This window comes from Altererythrobacter rubellus (genome assembly GCF_030284385.1).
Lineage (GTDB): Bacteria > Pseudomonadota > Alphaproteobacteria > Sphingomonadales > Sphingomonadaceae > Erythrobacter > Erythrobacter rubellus.
Genome location: NZ_CP127221.1, coordinates 2,045,124 through 2,068,362, shown reverse-complemented (window position 1 = coordinate 2,068,362; position 23,239 = coordinate 2,045,124). Strand labels below are relative to the sequence as shown.

The 23,239-nt window shown below is 56.4% G+C and carries 19 protein-coding genes; 15 read left to right on the top strand and 4 right to left on the bottom strand.

The window, feature by feature from the left end; translation table 11 throughout:
• The first annotated feature begins 136 nt into the window (after positions 1-136).
• The 8 genes from rpsU to gatB all read left to right on the top strand — a co-directional run bounded on the left by rpsU (position 137) and on the right by gatB (position 5,551).
• Positions 137-337: a 30S ribosomal protein S21 gene (gene rpsU / locus QQX03_RS10365; RefSeq protein WP_285975657.1), complete on the top strand. Its 201-nt coding sequence runs from the start codon at positions 137-139 to the stop codon at positions 335-337.
• 133 nt (positions 338-470) lie between these two features.
• A complete protein-coding gene (locus QQX03_RS10360) occupies positions 471-1,034 on the top strand; it encodes an FKBP-type peptidyl-prolyl cis-trans isomerase (RefSeq protein WP_285975656.1) in 564 nt (187 codons plus the stop codon).
• Positions 1,035-1,104: 70 nt separating this feature from the next.
• Positions 1,105-1,407 (top strand): Asp-tRNA(Asn)/Glu-tRNA(Gln) amidotransferase subunit GatC, encoded by a 303-nt coding sequence (gene gatC / locus QQX03_RS10355; RefSeq protein ID WP_285975655.1) that lies wholly within the window; start codon positions 1,105-1,107, stop codon positions 1,405-1,407.
• Positions 1,407-2,888 carry an Asp-tRNA(Asn)/Glu-tRNA(Gln) amidotransferase subunit GatA gene (gene gatA, locus QQX03_RS10350; RefSeq protein ID WP_285975654.1) on the top strand — a complete coding sequence of 494 codons (1,482 nt, stop codon included), beginning with the start codon at positions 1,407-1,409 and terminating at the stop codon, positions 2,886-2,888. The genes gatC and gatA overlap by 1 nt, the downstream gene beginning before the upstream one ends.
• A 4-nt stretch (positions 2,889-2,892) precedes the next feature.
• Positions 2,893-3,060, top strand: a complete 168-nt coding sequence (locus QQX03_RS10345; RefSeq protein WP_285975653.1) for a hypothetical protein — start codon at positions 2,893-2,895, stop codon at positions 3,058-3,060.
• A gap of 3 nt (positions 3,061-3,063) precedes the next feature.
• Positions 3,064-3,219, top strand: a complete 156-nt coding sequence (locus tag QQX03_RS10340; protein WP_285975652.1) for a hypothetical protein — start codon at positions 3,064-3,066, stop codon at positions 3,217-3,219.
• A 123-nt stretch (positions 3,220-3,342) separates the two neighbouring features.
• Entirely contained in the window at positions 3,343-4,023 is a 681-nt protein-coding gene (locus QQX03_RS10335) for a class I SAM-dependent methyltransferase (protein WP_349665861.1), read from the top strand.
• Between the two features lie 31 nt (positions 4,024-4,054).
• A complete protein-coding gene (gatB, locus tag QQX03_RS10330; RefSeq protein ID WP_285975651.1) occupies positions 4,055-5,551 on the top strand; it encodes an Asp-tRNA(Asn)/Glu-tRNA(Gln) amidotransferase subunit GatB in 1,497 nt (498 codons plus the stop codon).
• A 112-nt stretch (positions 5,552-5,663) separates the two neighbouring features.
• Here gatB and QQX03_RS10325 read toward each other — a convergent pair whose 3' ends face one another.
• Together QQX03_RS10325 and QQX03_RS10320 are read right to left on the bottom strand one after the other, a co-directional pair.
• Positions 5,664-5,963: a hypothetical protein gene (locus QQX03_RS10325; protein ID WP_285975650.1), complete on the bottom strand. Its 300-nt coding sequence runs from the start codon at positions 5,961-5,963 to the stop codon at positions 5,664-5,666.
• A 73-nt stretch (positions 5,964-6,036) separates the two neighbouring features.
• On the bottom strand, positions 6,037-8,247 hold the full coding sequence (locus QQX03_RS10320; protein ID WP_285975649.1) for an acylase: 2,211 nt from the start codon (positions 8,245-8,247) through the stop codon (positions 6,037-6,039).
• 214 nt (positions 8,248-8,461) lie between these two features.
• Between QQX03_RS10320 and clpB the strand changes: the two genes are divergently transcribed.
• The 3 genes from clpB (at position 8,462) to QQX03_RS10305 (ending at position 16,820) form a co-directional block, all read left to right on the top strand.
• On the top strand, positions 8,462-11,041 hold the full coding sequence (gene clpB, locus QQX03_RS10315; protein WP_285975648.1) for an ATP-dependent chaperone ClpB: 2,580 nt from the start codon (positions 8,462-8,464) through the stop codon (positions 11,039-11,041).
• A 263-nt stretch (positions 11,042-11,304) separates the two neighbouring features.
• The gene (locus QQX03_RS10310; RefSeq protein ID WP_285975647.1) at positions 11,305-14,688 is read left to right on the top strand and encodes a TonB-dependent receptor domain-containing protein; all 3,384 of its coding nucleotides are present in this window, start codon (positions 11,305-11,307) and stop codon (positions 14,686-14,688) included.
• A gap of 140 nt (positions 14,689-14,828) precedes the next feature.
• Entirely contained in the window at positions 14,829-16,820 is a 1,992-nt protein-coding gene (locus tag QQX03_RS10305) for an alpha/beta hydrolase family protein (RefSeq protein ID WP_285975646.1), read from the top strand.
• A 68-nt stretch (positions 16,821-16,888) separates the two neighbouring features.
• Here the strand turns inward: QQX03_RS10305 and QQX03_RS10300 are convergent, their stop codons facing one another.
• On the bottom strand, positions 16,889-18,268 hold the full coding sequence (locus QQX03_RS10300; protein WP_285975645.1) for a putative 2OG-Fe(II) oxygenase: 1,380 nt from the start codon (positions 18,266-18,268) through the stop codon (positions 16,889-16,891).
• Between the two features lie 138 nt (positions 18,269-18,406).
• On the opposite strand from QQX03_RS10300, the gene QQX03_RS10295 reads away from it, so the two are divergent.
• The 4 genes from QQX03_RS10295 to QQX03_RS10280 all read left to right on the top strand — a co-directional run bounded on the left by QQX03_RS10295 (position 18,407) and on the right by QQX03_RS10280 (position 22,181).
• A complete protein-coding gene (locus QQX03_RS10295; protein ID WP_285975644.1) occupies positions 18,407-19,579 on the top strand; it encodes an acetyl-CoA C-acetyltransferase in 1,173 nt (390 codons plus the stop codon).
• A 26-nt stretch (positions 19,580-19,605) separates the two neighbouring features.
• Positions 19,606-20,391 (top strand): SDR family NAD(P)-dependent oxidoreductase, encoded by a 786-nt coding sequence (locus QQX03_RS10290; RefSeq protein ID WP_285975643.1) that lies wholly within the window; start codon positions 19,606-19,608, stop codon positions 20,389-20,391.
• A 331-nt stretch (positions 20,392-20,722) separates the two neighbouring features.
• Positions 20,723-21,595, top strand: a complete 873-nt coding sequence (locus QQX03_RS10285) for a crotonase/enoyl-CoA hydratase family protein (RefSeq protein ID WP_285975642.1) — start codon at positions 20,723-20,725, stop codon at positions 21,593-21,595.
• An 82-nt stretch (positions 21,596-21,677) separates the two neighbouring features.
• Positions 21,678-22,181 (top strand): MarR family winged helix-turn-helix transcriptional regulator, encoded by a 504-nt coding sequence (locus QQX03_RS10280; protein WP_285975641.1) that lies wholly within the window; start codon positions 21,678-21,680, stop codon positions 22,179-22,181.
• Between the two features lie 57 nt (positions 22,182-22,238).
• On the opposite strand, the gene QQX03_RS10275 is transcribed toward QQX03_RS10280, so the two are convergent.
• Entirely contained in the window at positions 22,239-23,237 is a 999-nt protein-coding gene (locus tag QQX03_RS10275) for a type II secretion system F family protein (RefSeq protein WP_285975640.1), read from the bottom strand.
• Positions 23,238-23,239: the final 2 nt, after the last annotated feature.

Below are 23,239 nucleotides of genomic sequence, written 5' to 3'. Positions count from 1 at the left end.
TTCGTATCCGATTTGGCTAGAGCGCGCTTAGAGATTGCTGACCGTTTGCGGATTCGGCCAAATTTTCGTTTATTTTCAAGTGGGGTATCTCGCGCGCATGCGGGCTCTGGCTCATTTTTGTGAGGTGTTTGAATTTATGCAAATCACGGTTCGCGATAACAATGTCGACCAGGCTCTCCGTGCGCTTAAGAAAAAGCTTCAGCGTGAAGGCGTGTATCGCGAAATGAAGTTGCGTCGCCATTATGAAAAGCCAAGCGAGAAGCGCGCCCGTGAAAAGGCTGCTGCTGTTCGCCGCGCTCGCAAGCTTGAGCGCAAGCGTATGGAACGCGACGGCTAAAGTAATGCCGTCCTATTCAAGCTTTCCGGCTTGAATAGGTTTCAGCGATAAGCCATCAGGGCGCGGATTGATTCCGCGCCCTTTTGCTTGTGCGTAAGCGGCGAAGACACAGACTATATCAGGATTATCTTGCATGACCGAAGTCACCCGCGTTCCGATTTTGCCCATTGCCAAAGGCTCGCTGACCAAACTGTGGCTTGGTGTGGTTGCTGCCGTGCTGCTGGGCGCGGGCATTGCCTGGGCCGCACTGCCCAAGACTTTTTCCGTGACTGAGATTACCGCTGGTACAGGCGCTGCGCCTACCGACGGCGACGTGGCCTTCATCAAATACAAAGGCACGTTGGATGACGGGACGATTTTCGACGAAGCTTCTTCGTCGCCGTTCCCGCCGGGAATATTCCCTGATGGCGTGCCGATGCTGGTTGAAAAGGGTGCAGTGGTCGATGGCTTTTACGAAGGCCTGAAGCAGATGAAGAAGGGCGGCACTTACGAGCTCTATATTCCTGCGGACCTGGCATATGGTGATGCGCCGCCACCGGGCTCTGACATTCCACCTGGAGCCAGTCTCAATTTCGAAGTCGAACTGGTCGAATTTATGAGCCGGCAAGATGCGGAGCGCCGTATCCAGATGCTGCAACAAATGATGCCGCCGCAAGGGCCGAGCGGGCCGGGCGCGCCACCACCGCCGCAGCCATAAGTTTCGATTCCATCCTAAACCGCGCAATGGGCGCTTGAAGGCGATCCAGCGCACCGCTAACGGAAACGCTATGTCCGTAGATAAAGCAACAGTGGCCAAGATCGCTTCCTTGGCGCGCATCAAAATGGGTGATGAAGAGCTCGAGCGCATGGTGCCCGAGCTCAATGGCATCCTCGATTGGGTCGAGCAGCTGGGCGAGGTCGATGTGACCGGGATCGAGCCGATGACCGCAGTGATCCCGAAAAAGCTGCGCTTGCGCGATGACGTGGTTGACGCTGACCCGCTGACGGGCGGCGGCAAGCGTGAAGATGTGCTCGCCAATGCGCCCGCCGCAGAGCATGGCTTCTTTGGCGTCCCGAAGGTGATCGAGTGATGGCTGACTTTACTGATCTTGGCGTCAAGGACATCCGCGACGGTGTTGCGAGCGGCGAATTCACCGCGCGCGAAGTGGCGGAAAGCTTCAATGCGGCTGTTGCGGATGCGGCGGCGCTCAACGCTTTCATCGTGACCACGCCTGAGCATGCTCTGGCTGCGGCTGACAAAGTCGATGCAGACCGCGCGGCTGGCAAAGACCTGGGCAAGATGGCCGGCGTGCCTATCGGCATGAAAGATCTGTTCGCCACGCACGGCGTACAGACCACCGCGGCCTCGCATATTCTGGAAGGCTTCAAGCCCGATTATGAAAGCACTGTTTCGTCCAACCTTTGGGCGGCTGGTGCAGGCATGCTGGGCAAGCTCAATCTTGACCAGTTCGCGATGGGTTCATCCAACGAGACAAGCTATTTCGGCAACGTCAATTCGCCATGGCGCAAAGAAGGCAGCAATGCCGCGATGTCGCCGGGTGGCTCGTCAGGCGGTTCTTCCAGCGCGGTTGCCTCACGCATAGCGCCAGCGGCAACCGGCACTGACACCGGCGGTTCGATCCGCCAGCCTGCCGCCTTCACCGGCATTTGCGGGATCAAGCCGACCTACGGGCGTTGCAGCCGTTGGGGCGTAGTCGCCTTTGCCAGCTCGCTTGATCAGGCTGGGCCGATGGCGCGCAGCGTAGAAGACTGCGCGATCATGCTGGAAGCCATGGCCGGGTTTGACCCGAAGGATTCCACGTCGCTGCAGATGGATGTGCCCGCATGGGAAGCGGGGCTTTCAGCCGATCTCAAGGGCAAGAAAGTCGGCATTCCCAGGGAATACCGCATGGATGGCACCTATGAGGCGATCCTGAAAAGCTGGGAGCAGGGCAAGGAATGGCTGCGCGATGCGGGCGCGGAGATCGTCGATATCTCGCTGCCGCACACGAAATACGCGCTGCCAGCCTATTACATCATCGCGCCTGCAGAGGCTTCGTCCAACCTCGCGCGCTACGATGGCGTGCGTTACGGGTTGCGCGAATTGCCCGAAGGTGCGGGCCTTCAGGATATGTATGCCGCTACGCGTGCTGCGGGCTTCGGTGACGAGGTGAAGCGTCGCATCCTGATCGGCACTTATGTGCTGAGTGCAGGCTTCTACGATGCCTATTACAATCAGGCGCAAAAGGTGCGAGCACTGGTCGCGCGTGATTTCGAAGAGGCTTGGGCGACATGCGATGTGATCCTGGCGCCGACAACACCAACGCCGAGTTTCCCGCTAGGTTCGCTCAATGAAGACCCGCTGACAATGTATCTGAACGATGTGTTTGCGGTACCGGCTTCGCTCGCTGGCCTGCCTGCGATGAGCGTACCTGCGACACTGACCGATGATGGTCTGCCGCTGGGGCTTCAATTGGTGGGCAAGCCGTTTGACGAGCAGGGAGTGCTCAACGCTGGCCTCGCGATTCAGCAGCGTGCGAACTTCGCGGCTAAGCCGGAGAAGTGGTGGTAAGACGATGCTCTTCGCCATCATCTTCCTGATCGCTTTCGTGCTGCTAGGCCTATTCGCGCTATGGCTCAGCAGGAATGTCGAGCATGGCGAAGCGCGGTTCGACACCACTGGCAAGGCCAAGAAGCCTGACGCAAAGGATGCGACGCCCGCGCGGCGTATCGACGATAGCTAAGCGATGGCGTGCCGGATTTGCGGCGCTGACGAAGTCTCGGAACGGATCACAGCGCGCGAGATGATGTTCGGGACCCGCGAGGCGTTTGAGTACTTCCGTTGCGGTTCTTGCGGGACATTGCAGATCGCGGACATCCCCGAAGACCTTGGGCGCTTCTAAGCCAGCGAGACCTACTACTCGTTCAATAATCGCCGCGAAGATCCGCTCTGGAAGAACCTGCTCAAGCGATGGGCGGCGGTTGGACTGGTTGGCAACCCGCAAGCCTTTCCACGCGGATAAGGGATAACCGATCGTATCCGCCGCGGAGCCGAGCCATGGATTGCGACGATACCGAGGCTTACATTCGATTCGGCGATCCTTGATGTGGGATGCGGGGAGGGCGCACGGCTCGAGAAACTGGCCAAGCTCGGTTTTGCGAACCTGACCGGGATCGACGCCTTTCTGCCGCAGGCACGCGAAGGCAGGCGGCCGTTGGGCATCACGCTCATTCGCGGCAAATTGAACAGCCATGATCGCAAGAACGATTGCATCACCATGCACCATTCGCTGGAGCATGCGCCCGATCTCAAGGCTCTACTTGAGACGGCGCGCGCGCGTCTGAATCCCGGCGGCAAGATATTCGTTCGGTTGCCACTGTTGCAGGACGAGATCTGGGCGAAATACGGGGCGGACTGGGCGCAGGTTGATGCACCAAGGCATTTGTACCTCTTCACACCAGAAGCCTTTGTCAGTCTCGCAGGCCGCGCTGCCCTCAAATGCATCGCGCACGGAACCGACACGCTCGGCTGGTCACTCGCGTGGAGTGAGACCTGCGCGCGCGATATCCCGTCCAACAACCTTGATGGCACAGCGAACGCGCTCCCCCTCACAAAACAGGAAATCTCCGCTTTCGAAGAACAAGCCAAAGCGCTAAATGCCCGCGACAAGGGCGATCAGGGCTATTTTGTTCTAGAGCCCGCTTGACTGGCAGCACACCCGATCTAGAGCAAAACCTATGAGCACATATCGTATCCAGGGCGCCACCGACGAATGGGAGGTCGTGATCGGCCTTGAAGTCCACGCGCAGGTCACCAGCAATGCCAAGCTGTTCAGCGGAGCTTCGACTGAATTCGGCGCAGAGCCCAACGCGCAAGTTTCGCTGATCGATGCGGCGATGCCCGGCATGCTGCCCGTGCCGAATGCGGAATGTATCCGTCAGGCAGTGCGCACCGGCATGGCGATCGAGGCGCAGATCAACAAATACAGCCGCTTCGACCGCAAGAACTACTTCTACGCCGATTTGCCGCAGGGCTATCAGATCAGCCAGCTCTACCACCCGATTGTGGGCGAAGGGCAGCTGGTTCTCGACGCGGACGAGAAGGCCGGTATTCCGGAAGAGAAAATCATCGGTATCGAGCGCATTCATGTCGAGCAGGATGCGGGAAAGCTGATGCATGACCAGCACCCGACTATGTCTTACGTTGATCTCAACCGCTGCGGCGTGGCGTTGATGGAGATTGTCTCCAAACCCGATATGCGTTCGCCAGCTGAGGCCGGAGCCTATGTGCGCAAATTGCGTTCAATCCTGCGCTATGTCGGCAGCTGTGACGGCAACATGGAAGAGGGCAGCATGCGTGCCGACGTGAACGTCTCTGTGCGCAAACCCGGCGAGGAATTCGGCACGCGTACCGAGACAAAGAACGTCAACTCGGTGCGTTTCGTGATGCAGGTTATCGAGCATGAGGCGAATCGCCAGGTCGATCTGATCGAAGGCGGTGGCTCGGTGGTGCAGGAAACGCGCCTGTTCGATGTCGCTAGCGGTACGACACGCAGCATGCGTTCCAAGGAAGATGCGCATGATTATCGCTACTTCCCCGATCCTGATCTGCTGCCGCTTGAGCTGGAAGATGACTTCCTTGAGGAATGCCGCGCATCGTTGCCAGAACTGCCTGATGCCAAGCGTGCACGTTATGAGAACGAGCTGGGTCTCACGCCTTACAACGCGCGCGAACTGACCGCAGAGGTTGAGACATTCGCGCGGTTTGAAACGCTGCTGACAGAAACGGCGAAGGCAATCGGCAAGGACGAGAAGGCTGTTGCGACTCCTGTCGCGAACTGGGCGCTTTCGGTTGCTCCCGGTGTTATCAAGTCACTGGGTGGCGAAGCCAATGTCGAGTATGCCACCGCCGCGCGTCAGGCTGCGATCCTGAAGATGCAGGACGCGGGCGAGATTAGCGGCGGTCAGGCGAAAGAGATCTTCGAGATCGTCTTGAAGACCGGGCGCGAGCCTGACGAGATCGCTGATAGCGAGGGCTTGAAGCAGGTTTCGGACACCGGTGCGATTGAATCTGCGATTGACGATATTCTCGCCAACAATGCCGACAAGGTTGCAGAATATCGCGGCGGGAAAGACAAGCTGTTCGGTTTCTTCGTGGGGCAAACCATGAAGGCCATGCAGGGCAAGGCCAATCCCGCGGTCGTGAACCAGATCCTGAAAGACAAGCTTGGGTAGAAGCAGCTTTGGCAATGTCCACTTCCCACCCCAAGTTGCGACATTATCATCGGCCATAGAAAAGGCCGCCGGATCGCTCCGACGGCCCTTCACTGTTTCTACAATTGATCGCTTAAGCGCGTGTGCCTGAAACTGGCATTGCACCGAAAGCACCTGCGTTGACGTTGCCGGTCAGAGTGTCGCCGTCGATTGTCGCTTCGCAATCGAGCGTCATCGGCATCGGGACCGTCATCTGCATCTTCCAGGTGATGGTGTTGCCGTCGATCTTGCCATCTTCAACATCCATTGCGCCCATGGCGCCAGCCATGTTGCCGCTGAAAGTGCCGTCGCCATTGTCGGTTACGGTAAGAGTGCCGCTCTGATCGCCCATCGGGCTTTTGACGGTTGTGTTATAGGTACCTGCTACGGACATCGGATTCTCCTAAATTGAACTGTATGCCCGGCCATTGCCGCCGGGCGGGGCATTGCGCCTGTTTACATGGCTGTCAGTTGGACTCAACCACATATCGCCGCCTAGCATTGGCAATCGCATCTTCGCGCCAAAAATGGACCGGTTTCAGTTGATGATTCACGAACAGTTCCATCTGGTCGGTGTGATGCGGGCTTTCTGGGCGGCTGATCGCTGCACCGAAAGGCTGGATCGACTGTGAATGGACGCGTTCACCCTTTCGCCATTCGACCCATTGAATGAAGCTGTCGCCATGGACCAGGCTCAACCGGCCATCGTCATCGACGCGCCAGGTGGTTGAGGCGCGCAATGTGTCCGAGCCGCCATCAAGCGGCAGATCTACATCGCCTTGGCGCAAGCGCAACAAATCGCTCATCGGCGGATCGATCCGGCCAAAGTGGGTGTTGAGATGATCCACTGCATTCTCAAGGCTCTCACCTACATCGGGATAGTCTTTGTTCTGATACTCGGCTGACATGAAGTCTCGGATCATCAGTAGCGCGATCGCATCTGCACCTCCGATATTGTCCGCCTTGAAATCCCAGCTCAGCATCAGTTCGCGCGCTTGGGCGACATCTTTGTCCTCGCCGGGATCGAGCGCTTGCACGGCGTCCCACAGCTCCGCGACATAACCTTCGCGTTCGTAAGCGGTGTCATATTTGATCCGCTCCAGATTGGCGCGATCGAGCACTTCGGTCTCGCTAAGCAGCTTGTATGCACGGCGCGAGCGGTTGGTCTGCTTGAGCTCCACACCCAGTATCGGCGAGACGCTGTCGCGGTCGATATCGTCCGATGCGCCCGCGGCAGTGAAAGGCTCGTTGTTCGAGTTATAGAGCCAGCCCGAGGATGGATTGATCAGTTTGGGGATCTCTTCATATTCGACTGCGCCTTGCCAGATCAGGTTGGACCGCGTTCCATCAACCAAGCCGCGCCAATTCGCCTCCGCATCTTCGGGGCGGTCCGGAATTGCAGCGTTGTAGACATAGGCGATATTGCCCGCTTCATCGGCGTAGATGAAGTTGGTGCTGGGGATCGCCATACGTGAAAGCTGTGTCTGCCATTCTTCAAGGCTGGTTGCCTTGTTTAGGCGGTAATAAGCGTCCAGCTGATCGATCCTGTCAATTCCGCCATAGCGGATCGCGAATGCGCCATTGTCATTGATGATGACTGGACCGTGCACACTGCGATGCACTTCGCGGCGAATCGGCAAGACCACAGGCCCAATTTTGACAGGCAAAGTAACGGTCTTGCTTTCCAGCTCGCGCCATTCACCATCGAGCATGTAGCGCGTACCGCTGTCGTCCATTTCCAGGGCATAGACGTCGACCATGTCCGGGCGGTTGACGGTGTTGGTCCAGCCCAAGTGGCGATTGTGCCCCAGGAATGGAAAGGGTGAGCCGGGGAAGTTCGCACCGGTGAAGTGCCAGCCTTCCTCGCTCTCAACGGTCAACTCGTACCAAGCAACGCCGCCGCGCAGCGGCTGATGCGAGTTGGAGATGAGCACTGTTGGCCCGCCGGATTTATCCGGGCTGACGGCCCAAGCGTTGGAGCCATTCAATGCACCATCATTGCCGAATGGCGTGAAGACCGCAGCGTCAGCAGGTTCTCCATCGAAGTCAGGCCCGATGACATCTCCATTCTTGTCACGCGGGAAACCGGGAATGTCGGGGCCAAATTCGCGGCGAAGCGGATCGCCGCTTACCAAAGGCTGGATGACATTATTGAGCCCGAAAAAGAACGGCTGGCGCAGCGCAAAGCCGGCTGCCACGTCCTCTCCATTCATGGGAAAGAGATTCGCGAGCTTTACTTCGCCCGGGTTGTCTCGCGCATATTGGTTGAGGCCGGTGGCATAGGCTTCGAACAGCGCGCGTGTATCCTCGGGCAAGCTGCCGTAATGCCGCTGAGCTGTGCCGCGCGCATCAAGTAGGTGATAGACGTAGTCGACTGCTGCGCCATCTTCGCCAGCGATTGCGCCGTAGCGCCCACGCGCCATGGCGATCACATCCTGAAGTGTGAAGAAATCATCTTCCGATTGCGCAATCGCAACACCGAATGCCACGTCCGCGTCGGTCTTTCCGTAGATATGCGGCACGCCGTATTCGCTGCGGATGATTTCGGCGCTGTATTCACGATCGCCATCAGGCGCTTTACCTTGGTGGGCCAAAAACGGCTCCCAAGTCGCGAGTCCGATAAAAGCAACAAGCACCAATGCGAGCAGCGTAAAGCCACCGCGTAACAGCCATTTCATGTTCAAATCTCTCTCCAGCTCTTGGCGTGACACTCGCTGTCAGTCGCGCGCAGGTCAAGCCATCAAGTTTGATGGTAGCGATCAGGGGCTTGCAATGCGGATTGCCAAACCCACCTAGTCAGGTAACACACCGACCTACGGAAAAATGGCCAAGAGCCTTGTGTTGCAAAATAGCAACACTACATGAAAGCGGTAATTCACTGAGGGATCACCAATGAACCTGGAGAAATTCACTGACCGCGCCAAGGGCTTTCTGCAAAGCGCGCAGACCGTCGCCATCCGCATGAACCATCAGCGGATCACGCCGACACATTTGCTCAAGGCTCTGCTCGAAGATGAAGAGGGCATGGCCGCAGGCCTGATCCAGCGTGCGGGCGGCAACCCGGGCGTGGCGATCACAGAGGTCGATACCGAGCTAGGCAAGATTCCTGCGGTGTCCGGCGGCGGCGCACAATCAACGCCAGGCTTGGACAATGATGCGGTGCGGGTGCTCGATCAGGCAGAGCAGATCGCGGAGCAGTCCGGCGATTCCTATGTCACGGTTGAGCGCCTTCTTTCCGCGCTGACGTTGGCGACAACAACAAAAGCCGGGCAGGCGCTCAAGCAAGCAGGGCTTGATCCCAAGGCACTGGAAAACTCGATCAATGAATTGCGCAAAGGCAAGACGGCCGACAGCGCGAATGCTGAAAGCGCGTACGATGCGATGAAGAAATACGCGCGCGACCTCACGCAGGCTGCGCGCGACGGCAAGCTTGATCCGGTGATTGGTCGTGACGAAGAGATTCGCCGCACGATCCAGATCTTGGCTCGTCGTACCAAGAACAACCCCGCGCTGATCGGTGAGCCGGGCACGGGCAAGACCGCAATTGCCGAAGGGCTCGCGCTGCGCATCGCCAACGGTGATGTTCCCGATAGCTTGAAGGGGCGCACATTGATGAGCCTCGACCTGGGTTCGCTGATTGCGGGCGCGAAATATCGCGGCGAGTTTGAAGAGCGGCTGAAGACGGTGCTTGATGAAGTGAAGGGCTCTGACGGTCAGATCATCTTGTTCATTGACGAGATGCACACGTTGATCGGGGCTGGGGCCTCTGAAGGTTCGATGGATGCATCCAACCTGCTCAAGCCCGCACTGTCCCGCGGCGAACTGCACTGCATCGGCGCGACCACGCTCGATGAATATCAGAAGTATGTCGAGAAGGACCCCGCGCTGCAGCGGCGTTTCCAATCGGTCTATATTGATGAGCCGAGCGTTGAAGACACAATCTCTATCCTGCGCGGACTTAAAGAGAAGTACGAGCTGCATCACGGTGTGAACATTACCGACAGCGCATTGGTCGCGGCTGCGCAGCTTTCGAACCGCTATATTCAGAACCGCTTCCTGCCCGACAAGGCGATCGACCTGATGGACGAGGCCGCGTCGCGCATCCGCATGGAAGTGGAATCAAAGCCGGAAGAGATCGAGAATCTCGACCGCCGCATTATCCAGCTGAAAATCGAAGAATCGGCGCTGGCCAAGGAAAGCGACGATGCATCGAAGGATCGTCTTGTCACTCTTCGCGAAGAGCTGGCGAACCTTGAGCAGGAATCGTCGGAGCTCACCACCCGCTGGCAGAACGAGCGTGACAAGATCCATGCGGAAAGCCGGATCAAGGAAAAGCTCGATGCGGCGCGCCTTGAACTGGAGCAAGCCCAGCGCGAAGGCGATTTGGCCAAGGCTGGCGAGCTTTCCTACGGGCGGATCCCCGAACTGGAAAAAGAGTTGGAAGGTGCACGCGCGCAATCAGAGAATGCTCTGCTGCGCGAAGAGGTGACCGAAGAAGATATCGCAAGCGTTGTGGCGCGCTGGACCGGCATCCCGATGGAACGGATGATGGAGGGTGAGCGCGAGAAGCTGCTGCAAATGGAAGAGCTGCTCGGCAAGCGCGTGATCGGGCAAGAACAGCCCATCGAGGCTGTGTCCAAAGCTGTGCGACGTGCGCGTGCCGGCTTGCAGGATCCGAACCGCCCGCTTGGCAGCTTCCTGTTCCTGGGCCCAACGGGCGTGGGCAAGACCGAGCTGACCAAGGCTCTGGCGGAATTCCTGTTCGACGATGATCAGGCGATGGTCCGCATCGACATGAGTGAATTCATGGAGAAGCACTCGGTCGCGCGACTTATTGGCGCACCTCCGGGGTATGTCGGTTATGATGAAGGTGGTGTGCTCACTGAAGCGGTCCGTCGCCGCCCCTATCAGGTTGTGCTGTTCGACGAAGTCGAGAAAGCGCACAGCGATGTCTTCAACGTGCTGTTGCAGGTTCTCGATGATGGCCGGCTTACCGATGGGCAGGGCCGTGTGGTCGATTTCTCAAACACGTTGATCATCCTGACCTCGAACCTCGGTAGTCAGTATCTGAGTCAAATGACCGATGACCAGACGGTCAAGGATTTCGAACCTCAGGTCATGGACGTTGTGCGCGGACATTTCCGCCCAGAGTTCCTGAATCGGCTGGACGAAATCATACTGTTCCACCGCTTGGCGGCTGAACATATGGCGCCGATTGTTGAGATTCAGGTCAAGCGCGTGGGTAAACTGCTCGAGGATCGCAAGATCGAGCTCGAATTGACTGACGCTGCTCTGCGTTGGCTCGGCAGAGTCGGCTATGACCCGGTTTATGGCGCGAGACCGCTTAAACGCGCGGTTCAGCGCTATTTGCAGGACCCGTTGGCGGAAATGATTCTGGAAGGGAAAGTGCCAGATGGAAGCGTCGTCAAGGTTGACGAAGGCGATGGCGAATTAAAGATCTGGGTTGGATGATTGATATCCGAACTAAAGTTGAATCGTCATGCGCGTTGTGAGGACTTAAAATCACACAAAAGCGGTAATGTGTGATTCGCGCAACAATTCTGTAAAATTTGATCTTACTCTTTGACATCGCGCGAGCGCTAACGCATTAGTTCCGCATCCTAAGGGGCCGTGCCTGTGGGATTATAGGGGGCTAAGCTAAGAGAAATCGTGAGAGCGATTTGTTTAGTCCCTGTCAGATAGGGGCGGTTCCAGTTGTCGCGACTGGAGTAAACATGAAAAAGTTCCAAAGTAATTCAGTGAAGGCCCTTGCCTTCTCAGCCTCGGCTATTGCCTTTGCAATCGCTGGTCCTGCTCAAGCGCAGGATGCAGACGGTGAAGAAACGCAAGAAGAGGAAAGCGTTGATGTCACCGAAGAGGGTGAGACAGCGCAAGCGCCGCAAGGCGGCATCGTTGTTACTGGTTCGCGTATCCGCCGCGATACTTATACCAGTATTTCGCCGATTCAGGTTCTCAACACGGAAGCATCCAATAACGTTGGCTTGTTTGATCCTTCTCAGATCCTGCAGCGTGATGAATCAGCTGCAGGTACGCAAATTGATGCGACATTCCAGGGTTTTGTGCTGGACAACGGTCCAGGCTCGCAAACGCTGAACCTACGCGGCCTTGGTGCTGACCGCACGCTTCTTTTGATCAATGGCCGCCGACTCGCGCCAGCTGGCGTGGAGGGCGCTCCGACCAACCCTTCGATTAACTTGATCCCGGGATCGCTAGTCGAACGCTATGACTTGCTGCTCGACGGTGCGTCGTCGGTGTATGGTTCAGACGCTGTCGCTGGTGTGGGTAATGTCATCCTGCGCAAGGACTTCGATGGCCTTGAACTATTTGCACGCGGCGATGTAAACCCACAGGGCGCTGGTGAAGACTACACGATTAGTGCTGCTTACGGCCTAAACACAGACCGTGGCTTCTTCGGCATCGGTGCCGAATATGACTATCGCGACGCAATCCGTCTGCGTGATCGCGATTTCTTCGATGGTTGTAACACTCACCTTGAAGTCGACCAGGACGGTAACATCTATACATTGGGTGTGCGCGACAATGCGATCGTTCAGGATCGTACACCCGGCGTGTCTGTATCCGAGACCGAATGTAAGGTTGGCGGCATTTCTGGCCGTATTTTCCAGCCGTTTGCACGTTTCGGCTCTGTCTATTTCCCGGGCAACGGCAATATCGCAAACATCCCTGGTTTGGGTTATGGTGAGTCCTCTAATGCATTTGGCGTTAATCTCGACACCGATGGCGATGGTATCCGCGACGTTGACTTCCAGAACGTGAACACCAACGGTGCATTGCCAGAGCAGACGTTCCTCAGTGAACAAAAGCTCTACAACGTGATGGCCTATGGTGAGTATACTTTCCCGGGAGCGGGTAATATCACACCGTTCTTCGAGGCGAATTACTCACGAGCAGAGATCAAGGCGACTGACACGGGCTATCCTCAGATTTTCCCGAGTGTTCCAGACCTCAACCAGTTTAACCCGTGTAACTTCATAACTGGAAGCGGTGTTGACTGCCGTGCCGCCGACAACGAACTGCAGGGGCTCACGGGTACTTCTTTAGCTCTGTCATCGGGCTTTACGCTCCCAACAACTCCAATCGCTTCAATCCGTGGCGACCGGAACAATACTGATGTGACGCAAGAGCAGTATCGCGGCGTTCTTGGTGTTAAGGGTGATCTACCGGCTTTTGGTTCGAGTTGGACATGGGAAGTTTCCGGGGTCTACTCACGCTCTGAAGGTCTCTCGATCCGTAACGGCATCCGTGAAGACCGCCTTGCACTGGCGTTAGGTCTTGACCCGACAGGAGACTATGACGGTGATGGCGTGGTTGATAATACCGGCGACGGTATTGCCGACGACTATGATAACGGCGTTGACGTTTTTGGTCTTTTCGGTGAGCCGCTATGGATCGGTGAGTGTAACACTGCTGGCCTCGCCAATCCTGACCTTGCCGCCCCTGACCTTGCTCAAGGCTGTGTGCCCGTAAACCTGTTCGCACCTAGCGTGCTGACCGGTGCAGTTGGCGACTTCGCAAGCGCTGCGGAGCGTACTTATCTGTTTGATCAACGTCGTGTAGATACGACTTACGAACAGATGCTCTTCTCAGCGTTTCTCACGGGCGATCTTTTTGAGCTGCCTGCTGGTCCAGTCAGCGCCGTGTTTGGTGGCGAATGGCGTAAGGATAAGATTTCTACTGATCCTAACTTCCAGGCCTCCAACGGCCTTTTCTTCGGGTTCTTCTCTGACCAAGGTGCTCAGGGTAGCAAGGTTCTCCGTGAGCTCTACGGCGAAGTCAGCATCCCGCTAATCGCGGCGAAACCTCTGGTCGAAGAGCTGAACGTCGACATCGCTGGTCGTTTGACCGACGAAGAGTTCTACGGCACCAACTACACCTACTCGCTAAAAGCTGGCTGGCGTCCAGTGAGTGCGCTGCTTCTGTGTGTGACCTATGGTACCTCGTTCCGCGCGCCAAACCTGCGCGAGAACTTCCTGGCTGGTCTCTCAGGATTTAATACACTTTTTGATCCTTGCGCGGTGCCCGACGCGGCTTTTGATTCAGCTGCTGGTGGCTATCAAGCACAGGACGATGAGCGTGATCCCACCATCCTTGAGAATTGTCTCCGGGAAGGTCGTAACCCAACCCAGGTGGGTATCGACCCTGAAGGGCTGAATACTCAGCAATTCTCAAGCACAGAGATCACGTCCGGTGGTACCTTGGACATCGATCCAGAAACTTCACGTTCGATCACAGCTGGCTTCTCCTTTGAAGAAACCTTCGGTGACGGATGGGACGTTTCTCTTGGTGTGACCTACTTCGACATTAAACTGAAAGACTCGATCGTTGAACCTTCGGGTCAGTTCATCGTCAATGACTGCTTCACACGGGATGATGGCCAGCGCAGTCAGTTCTGTGACCGTATCTCGGTTGACACAGCTCCAACTGGCCGCGGTCTAGTCAGCAATGTCGCGGCGGCCTTCCTTAACCTTGATCAGGAAAGTGTTCGCGGTATCGACTTCAACGCCGATTTTGGCAAAGATGTCATGCTATTCGGTGAGAACGTTGGCCTTGGTCTTAATATCCGTGCGAACAACCTGATGGAGCGTAGCTCGCTCTTCACGAATGATGACGGCACGGTCACTTTTGACGACGATGCCGGCGAGTTCGGCCTGCCAAAATGGACGGGTCGTGCGACGTTCACCGCCGACGTCAGTGATTTCAGGTTGACATACCAGTTGCGCTACACCGGCAAGGTAGAGCAAGACTCGGATGGTATCGACGAGTTTGACGATGCTTTTGGTAGCCTTGGTACCGGTTTCTTCTCAGACACATGTACCGGCAACGGCACGGCTAACGTACCTGGAGATGGGCGCTTCTGCCGTGACGTAGGCTTTGCGAAGGAGCAATTCCTGCACACTGCATCGATTCGCTACAGCGCTGACAAGTGGAGCCTGTTGGTAGGTGTTGACAATATCTTCGACACTGCACCGCCCTTGGTTGACAGCGACGAAGTGCTTGCCATCAACAACGTTGCGATCGGTAATGGTTACGATTACGATGGTCGTGAGATCTTCGCATCGTTTAGCTATCAGTTCTAGTTGCAAAGAAGCTAAGCTAATCAAAAAAAAGGGCTTCGCCACTCTTGTGGCGGGGCCCTTTTCTTCTTAGCATGATCTTGGTCCAAATATCCTTTTGAGTGAGTTGAAAGATGCGAATCAAATCCCCCTTGGTCGCGGGTATGGTTGGAGCCGCGGCGCTACTTCTGTCTCCGACCTCAGATACCGTTCAAGCGCAGTCCAACGCGCAAGTTGCCAGTGATACAATTCCGGTTGAAATCTGGTCTCTGAGAAGCGTTGTGAATGCGGTTCAGATTTCGCCCGACGGAAAGCACATCTTGGTTCACAAGACTGAGAGTCGTGAAGGTGATTACCTTCTCGAAATCTACAAGACTGACGATTTGCTCTCAGGGGATCCGCAGCCCTATCGTCGCCTCAATGCGAGCCCCATGGAAATTATTAGTGCGTCCTGGGTGACAGACAATCACATTTTCGGCACCGCCTGGCAGGTAAATCGAGACCGTGTGACGCGGCCGGAAGCAGACATCCGCGATTATAAGAGTTTCTCTTACAATCTCGAAGAGAACAAATTCAATAATATCGACGGTAACTTCGGAATTGTCGAATTGCTACCCAACGAGCCAGATACGATTTTGATATCTCAGGGCCGTGCAGTTTCCGATGGACTTGGTGTTGATCCTTTTTCTGCATTTCGACCGCAGGCGTACTACCGATTCAATTTGAATACGGGGGGACGTTCTCTCCAGATTAAGGGAAATGAGAAAACCCCGTCAATCACCTTTGATAACGCCGGGAACCCGCGTTTTTCTCAATCGGTTGATCCAGGTACGAACGAGCTGGTTTCTTACTACAGATTGCCAGGCGAAAGTTCCTGGAAAGAACTCGATCAACGCTATGATTATGATGACCACGAAAACCTTTATCGCGTGCTCAGCGGTTTCATGGGGCTAGCTGGATTTGATCCAAATAATCCAAATATTGGTTACATGATCGATAACCGTGGTGAAGATAAGGCTGCGCTGTGGGAGTTTGACTTCACCACCGGGCAGTTCGGCAAGAAGCTTTTCCAGTCCGAAACGTCAGATGTGATGGGCATTCGTCTGCATTCCGTACCAGGTAATGATCACCTTGCCGGTGCGATGTATCCAGATTGGCGGATGGAAACTCACTGGTTTGATGAGGAAGAAAAGGCACTCTACGAAGCTTTGGAGCAACAAATTCCATATGCGCATCAAATCAGCGTATCTAGTCGATCACGCGACGGGAAACGGATGATTGTGACAAACCGCGGGCCGCGCGATCCGGGTTCATACTATCTCATAACTGAGGCGGGGATCGCTAAATTGGGCAGCCGGAACCCATTGATAAATCCGGATCAGCTCAATGATGTTGAGTTCATCTGGTATACCGCACGCGATGGGCTGAAGATCCCTGCTTACGTAACTGTACCGAAGGGTGAGGGGCCACATCCGCTAGTGGTTCAGCATAACGGCGGCCCCCATGTAAATGGTATGGTTTCGTTCGATGAATGGGGTCAAATGTTGGCAAATGCTGGCTACATGGTGCTTTACCCGAACAACCGGATCTCGACCGGCTGGGGCCAGCGTCACTTCGATGCGGGCTACGGCCAGCATGGACTGGCTATGCAGGATGACAAAGACGACGGTGTAAAAGCTCTCATTGAAGCTGGATGGGTAGATCCGGATCGTGTTGCCTTTTTCGGTTGGTCATACGGCGGCCAGGCTGCGTTGTACGCCGCAACGAACAAGGCAGGACTCTATCAATGCGCGATTGCTGGTGCAGCAGTCGCCGATGCGGAGAAGCAATATTATGGTCGCCGCAATACCCAATTTAAGGCGCTTGACGATTGGTCTAAGGCCCGCGGTGGGCTTGTCGGTATCAACCCAATCGACGAGGTCGATAATGTAAGCATCCCGCTGCTGATGGTACATCCCAAACAGGATCGCCGTGTGATGTATTATCACTTCGAGGATTATAAGAAGGCGATCGAGAAGGCGGGCAAGGACGCGCAGTTTATGACGATTGATGGCGCGGACCACTTCTCGAACACACACATGTACAGCCACCAGGAACAGTTCAATACGAAGTTGCTCGACTTTCTTCGCAATGACTGCGGACCGGATGGTCTCTAAGAATTAGGCGCAAGTCGCTTGGATAAAGGGCCCGTCTCTGCGAGTAGGCGGGCCTTTTGTTTGTCAACTCAGCTGACTGCGACAGCGTCGAATGCCACCGACATGCGTCGGCCCGACCGGAATGGCCGCGTACCATGATAAAGTGTACTTGGGAAAAGTGCGAGATAACCTGCCTTGGGTTCAATGGTTGCGAGTGGGCCCATATCCAGCATCAGATCATCCGGCGGGCGTCCAATCTCCAACCAGCCTGCTTGCTCGTCGTCTCCAGTCCACTGGGCCGGAACATCGACATAAAGGGCGGAACTGATGACGCCAGCAGGGTGGATGTGCGACTTGTGATGATCTCCGCCTCCGGAAAGGCGAACTGACCACGACCCCGCGAGTTGCCATTGCGTATCCCGATGGCAAAGTAAGGGGTGGCTTTTGTCATAGAGCGGCAGGGCAACTTGATAGTCTTCTAATGTCGCTTCGATCGCGTGCTTGAGTGCACCGAGCTCAGGCTCCAATCGATCAAACAGATTACCCCGAGTTTGCGTTCCTCCTCGCAGAGATTGACCGATTGGCATGGATGCGGCGTCGTGGAGTTCATGCAAGAGCGGCAAAGCCGCATCGAGTGCTCCGGCTTCATCTCTCATTTCGATCCGTGATACAAAGTTGTCCTGGTCATGGAGCCAATCGGATCTTGCCTTGTCTGTCGCGCGCCAGACCAACCCCTGCAGCGCCCACGCGGCGATATCACCCCCATCTGCCGCCAACGCCTTGACCAATAGATCCTCAGAGAGATCGAATTCACCTCGACGAATTCGGTGGCGTGCCTCGTTGCGCTGCCGTTCGGCAGTGTCGAGTGTCAAACCCGCGAATATCTGATCGGCAATGCTCAGCTCGCCCGATGCGCTTACGTTCGAAGCGTGCATCAAGCCGAATACCGCTTCGTTTGGGAATGCTTTCGCGGCTTGTCCAGCGACCTCAGCGGCATCCGCGAAGCGATCCAGCGCAGCCAACTGGTTTATCCAGTCATAGAGGATGTTGGGGTCGCGAGGCGCCTTGCGCGCAGCAGAAGCATAGTGGCCGGAAAAATCGCTATCGCCGCGCGCAACACGCAATTGCGCCAGGAACCGCAATCCTTCCAACCAGTTAGGAGCCTGTTCCACGAGTTGCCGCGTAATCGCCAGCGCGCCTTTGCTGTCGCCTGTGATATCTAGTGCCTGCGCCTTGCCAAGCCATAGGTCTGCGCTGCCCGGATCAATCCCCAGGCCGCGATCGAACCAATCCAGAGTATCATCGTCCCCGCAAGCCAGGGCGATCCGTGCGCGCCCTCGTAGTGCTGCCGGGTGCTTGCTGTCCTGCTCAAGAATTGTATCGAAAGCCTCGCGCGCGCGCAACAGAGCACCCGAGCGCCTCCAGCCATCGGCTTCGGCCGCCAACCTATCCATATCGGGGGTGTTCATGCCCATCGCGCACTGTCCATTGCACTCACGCGCAATCCTGCCAAGTCTCGTCTGCGCGACAGGACAATCGCGGTTGACGCAAACGTAAAGCGTGCTTAACCCCCGTTGCCATTCGCAACGCGAGAGAGGAGAACCCCAATGCCGACAGCTTATATTGTAGACGCCGTGCGCACCGCTGGTGGCCGAAGGGGAGGGCGCCTTGCCGGCGTGCATCCGGTCGATCTTCTCGCCAAGTCGCTTGATGCGATTGTTGAGCGCAGCGGCGTAGATCCCAAAGCGATTGATGATGTGGTGACAGGCTGCGTCAGCCAGGCTGGCGAGCAAGCGATGCAGGTTGCCCGGATGGGCGTGCTTGCATCCAAGCTTCTTCCGCAATCGACCCCGGCCGTGACGATTGACCGCCAGTGTGGTTCCTCTCAACAGGCGATCCAATTCGCCGCGCAGGCGGTGATGAGCGGGACGCAGGACATTGTGATCGCTAGCGGCGTTGAGAGCATGACTCGGGTTCCCATGGGCACCAATGCCACCTTCCACATGAAAGAAGGGCTGGGCCATTACAAATCGCCGGGCCTCGAAGAAAAATATCCCGGCATTCAGTTCAGCCAGTTCATGGGCGCGGAAATGATTGCGAAGAAGCATGACTTTTCCAAGGATATGCTCGACCAGTTCAGTCTGGACAGCCACAAAAAGGCCATTGCAGCGACCGAAGCGGGCGCGTTCGATAGTGAGATCGTGCCAATCGAGATCGACACGCCTGAAGGCGAGGAGATGCACAGGGTGGATGAGGGCATCCGCTTCGATGTGACACTGGAAGGAATTGCCGGCGTTAAACTGCTGGCGCCCGATGGCCGTGTGACCGCCGCGTCCGCCAGCCAGATTTGCGATGGATCATCCGCTGTTTTGGTGGTGAGCGAAGAGGCGCTGAAAGCGCATGGTCTCACTCCGCTTGCGCGCATCCACAATCTGACCGTCACCGCGGGCGATCCCGTGATCATGTTGGAAGAGCCGCTGTTCGCAACTGACCGCGCGCTCGAACGCGCCGGCATGAAGATCGAGGACATCGATCTTTACGAAGTGAACGAAGCTTTTGCGCCTGTTCCGATGGCGTGGCTCAAGCACACCGGCGCTGATCCGGACAAGCTGAACCTCCATGGCGGCGCGATTGCGCTGGGCCACCCGCTTGGCGCATCGGGCACCAAGCTTATGGCGACACTCGTCCATGCGCTGAGGCGTCACGGCAAGAAATACGGCCTTCAGACGATGTGTGAAGGCGGCGGCGTTGCCAATGTCACCATCATCGAAGCGCTTTAAACCCCGAAATCTGAGAGGAATATCTGATGGAAGTCTCTGCAAACACCCCAGCTGTTGTCACAGGCGGCGCGTCTGGTCTTGGTGAAGCAACCGCGCGCGCACTCGCGGCCAAAGGTGCGAAAGTCGCGATCTTCGACATGAACGAAGAGAAGGGCGAAGCTGTTGCAGCCGATATTGGCGGCGTGTTCTGCAAGGTCAATGTGACCAGCGATGACGACGTGGATGCAGGCTTTGCCAAGGCGCGCGAAGCGCACGGGCAAGAGCGTATTCTGGTGAATTGCGCAGGTATCGGCAATGCAATCAAAACTGCGAGCCGCGACAAGCAGACGGGCGAAATCAAACATTTCCCGATCAGCGCGTTCGACTTTGTCATTCAAGTCAACCTGATCGGCACGTTTCGGTGCATCGCGAAGTCTGCAGCAGGCATGATGGCGCTTGACCCGATGAATGAAGAGGGCGCCCGCGGCGCTATCGTCAACACCGCTTCGGTTGCCGCTGAAGACGGTCAGATTGGCCAAGCGGCTTACTCAGCGTCAAAAGGCGGCGTTGTTGGCATGACGTTGCCAATTGCACGTGATCTGATGCGCGAAGGAATTCGCGTCAACACGATCCTGCCTGGTATCTTCAACACGCCGCTGATGAATGCAGCACCGCCGCAGGTGAAGGAAGCGCTGGCAGCCAGTGTGCCATTCCCCAAGCGCCTCGGTTATCCCGAAGAATATGCGAAGCTCGCGATGACCATGATCGAAACCGGCTATTTCAACGGTGAAGACGTCCGGCTCGATGGAGCTATCAGAATGGCGCCTCGTTAAGCGTAACAGCGAACTCAGGATGTCAAACGCCGTCCGCGCCCAATGTGGTGCAGGCGGCGTTATCGTTTGACCGATCAATCTGGAGGATTCTTTTGCTGGACGAATCCGGCTGACGCGCGCAGCATGACAATGCGGCTCTTGGTAAAAGTGCGTCAGTCGCCTTCTATCCTACTCGGCCGGCATTGCCCTATCGCTTTTGGCCGTGACATTGCGTGACCAAAACTTCCATTGTCCTGCACCAGATATCGGCAGAATGCGGGCGGGTTTCTTCTTGCCTTAGGACAGTGTTCCATGTGTTCCAAGCTGAAGGATTTGACGGAGAGAAAAAGACATGAACGATTACACGCAGATACTGGTCGACAAGGCTGATGGGATTGCGACGATCACGCTCAACCGCCCGGAAAAGATGAATGCCTACACGCGCATCATGGGCGAAGAGATCATGGCTGCCATGGATGACATCGACGTCGACGACAGCGTGGGCGCGGTTATCTTTACAGGAAGCGGTGATCGCGCATTCTGCGCAGGCGCCGATCTGACACCTGAGGGGGGAGGGCATGTGTTCTCTGACCCCTCCGAAGTTGAGGACTTGTCTGATCCCAAAGTGCGCGATGGCGGCGGTCTGCTTACACTGCGTTTGTTCGAAAGCAAGAAGCCGCTGATCTCTGCCTGCAATGGCGTGGCAGTGGGCGTCGGTGCGACCATGCAGCTGGCTATGGATATCAGGCTTGCGAGCGAGAATGCACGGTATGGTTTCGTGTTTGCCCGGCGTGGAATCGTGCCGGAAGCGTGCTCCAGCTGGTTCCTGCCGAAACTTGTCGGAATTAGCCAGGCATTGGAATGGTGCTACACTGGGCGCATATTTGATGCAGAAGAGGCGCGTAATGGTGGATTGATTAAGGATATTTATTCACTATCCGAATTAATGGATGCGGCACGAGGGCTTGCTCGCGAGATTGCGGACAACACATCGGCAGTCTCGGTCGCGATGACCCGCGCCATGATGTGGCGCTTGCCTAGTGGTAGTCACCCAATGGAGGCGCACAAGATTGATAGCCGCGCGATCTACCGTCTCTCGCGAGGGGCCGATGCGAAGGAAGGTATCGCGAGCTTTCTGGAGAAACGTGCGCCACAATATCCGGGCAAGGTCAGCGAAGATATGCCGGACTTCTATCCTTGGTGGGATGCTGCCGAGTATCGCTGAAGAATCTCTTGCCGCCTCCTTGCGCGGCTCTTGCATCCCGCTATCGTTTCATGGGAAACCATAGTGATGACAACATGGAACAATGACTGACCTGATGGGAGATAACCGTGATCACGAATTGCCCGAGGGGCAATTAGAGAGCTTCTTGCCTTACCAGCTTTCGATCGCCTCGAACGCGGTAAGCAGTCTGATTGCGGAGCGGTATCACAAGCGGTTCGCTCTCAAGATCCCTGAATGGCGCGTGATCGCGGTATTAGGCGATGCGCATGCACGCGGCGCTGCATTGACCCAGCGATCGCTTACTGCGGCGACGCTGATGGACAAGGTCGCGGTGAATCGTGCGTGCAAGGTTCTGGAAGATCGCGGCCTGGTGGCTCGCGCGCCAAACAAGGATGACGGGCGCTCGCATTTTCTCCAGTTGACTGGCGAAGGCAGGGCAATTCACGAAGAGGTCATGCCGCTGGCTCTTGCGACGGAGCGCGATCTGTTTGCTGATTTCGATGCTATCGAGCAGCAGCAATTTCGTTCCTTGCTTAAACGAATGCGCGGGCGGGCGGCAAATCTTGCGGAGAAGACGAACGACTAGAGCGCGGGTGCGACGACATGAATTGCCGAAACACCCGCGCCCTAGTCTTTTGCAAACCTATTGGTCTGTGAACAGCGCATCGCTGATCGAACAGGCCGCTGGCCCAAGGATCACGATGAACAGCACAGGTAGAATGAACATGATCAGCGGTATGGTCATGATAGCCGGAAGGCGTGCCGCTTTTTCCTCTGCGCGCATCATACGCTCGTTCCGGAATTCGGCAGACAGCACACGCAGCGCCGAGGCCAACGGCGTACCATAGCGCTCTGTCTGAACCATGGTGGTGACAACACCGCGCACCTGTTCCAGATCAACCCGATAGGCCAGATTATTGAACGCCGTCTTGCGCTCGCTCAGGAAGGACAACTCGATTGCGGTGAGAGCAAATTCATCGCCCAGTTCCGGATACGCGCGCCCCAATTCCTTAGCCACGCGGTTAAAGGCTGCGTCGACTGTCAAACCGGCTTCGGCACAGATGACCAACAGGTCGAGCGCGTCTGGCAAACCCTTGCGGATCTCATTTGTACGCTTTTTCGCGATATTGCCGATATAGAGCTCTGGTCCCTTGTATCCGAGGAACACCGCTGCCGCCAAAGCCATTACGCGCTTCATCTCCCAATCGGGATAGATCTCGACAACATAAAGCATCACAAAGGCTGCAAGGCCCAGGACGATCGGAAGTATGGCGCGCGCTCCGATGACGTAAACCGCAAGTTCTTTGTTGCGGATACCGGCATGGGCAAGCTTCTGCTGGATGTCCTTGATCTGGCTATCCTGCAGTACCCTCATGCCTTGAAGCTGTTGCTTGACCTTGTCAGTCTTGTCGGTCTTGCGAACGAGGCTGGTGCGCTTCTTGGCGCTTTGCGTAATGATACCGGCTTTCAGTTCGTCACGCCGATCGTTGAGCGCTCTGACGCGCCCTGCCATCGGATCTTTGATTGTGACTGCATTATAGATGGCGAACATCACCGCAAGAGCTGCGATCCCGGCCAGGATCGAGCCGACGACGATGACATCAAAGCCGAGCAGCGTGGGTCCGGATGGTGTATTCAACATGA

Excerpts from the sequence above, each read along its gene's own strand:
- QQX03_RS10360 (WP_285975656.1), top strand. The coding sequence starts at position 471 with ATGACCGAAGTCACCCGCGTTCCGATTTTGCCCATTGCCAAAGGCTCG.
- QQX03_RS10325 (WP_285975650.1), bottom strand. The coding sequence starts at position 5,963 with ATGTCCGTAGCAGGTACCTATAACACAACCGTCAAAAGCCCGATGGGC.
- QQX03_RS10310 (WP_285975647.1), top strand. The coding sequence starts at position 11,305 with ATGAAAAAGTTCCAAAGTAATTCAGTGAAGGCCCTTGCCTTCTCAGCC.
- gatC (WP_285975655.1), top strand. The coding sequence starts at position 1,105 with ATGTCCGTAGATAAAGCAACAGTGGCCAAGATCGCTTCCTTGGCGCGC.
- QQX03_RS10280 (WP_285975641.1), top strand. The coding sequence starts at position 21,678 with ATGACTGACCTGATGGGAGATAACCGTGATCACGAATTGCCCGAGGGG.
- QQX03_RS10275 (WP_285975640.1), bottom strand. The coding sequence starts at position 23,237 with ATGTTGAATACACCATCCGGACCCACGCTGCTCGGCTTTGATGTCATC.
- QQX03_RS10300 (WP_285975645.1), bottom strand. The coding sequence starts at position 18,268 with ATGAACACCCCCGATATGGATAGGTTGGCGGCCGAAGCCGATGGCTGG.
- QQX03_RS10290 (WP_285975643.1), top strand. The coding sequence starts at position 19,606 with ATGGAAGTCTCTGCAAACACCCCAGCTGTTGTCACAGGCGGCGCGTCT.
- QQX03_RS10320 (WP_285975649.1), bottom strand. The coding sequence starts at position 8,247 with ATGAAATGGCTGTTACGCGGTGGCTTTACGCTGCTCGCATTGGTGCTT.
- QQX03_RS10285 (WP_285975642.1), top strand. The coding sequence starts at position 20,723 with ATGAACGATTACACGCAGATACTGGTCGACAAGGCTGATGGGATTGCG.
- gatA (WP_285975654.1), top strand. The coding sequence starts at position 1,407 with ATGGCTGACTTTACTGATCTTGGCGTCAAGGACATCCGCGACGGTGTT.
- rpsU (WP_285975657.1), top strand. The coding sequence starts at position 137 with ATGCAAATCACGGTTCGCGATAACAATGTCGACCAGGCTCTCCGTGCG.
- QQX03_RS10340 (WP_285975652.1), top strand. The coding sequence starts at position 3,064 with ATGGCGTGCCGGATTTGCGGCGCTGACGAAGTCTCGGAACGGATCACA.
- QQX03_RS10305 (WP_285975646.1), top strand. The coding sequence starts at position 14,829 with ATGGTTGGAGCCGCGGCGCTACTTCTGTCTCCGACCTCAGATACCGTT.
- clpB (WP_285975648.1), top strand. The coding sequence starts at position 8,462 with ATGAACCTGGAGAAATTCACTGACCGCGCCAAGGGCTTTCTGCAAAGC.
- QQX03_RS10345 (WP_285975653.1), top strand. The coding sequence starts at position 2,893 with ATGCTCTTCGCCATCATCTTCCTGATCGCTTTCGTGCTGCTAGGCCTA.
- QQX03_RS10295 (WP_285975644.1), top strand. The coding sequence starts at position 18,407 with ATGCCGACAGCTTATATTGTAGACGCCGTGCGCACCGCTGGTGGCCGA.
- gatB (WP_285975651.1), top strand. The coding sequence starts at position 4,055 with ATGAGCACATATCGTATCCAGGGCGCCACCGACGAATGGGAGGTCGTG.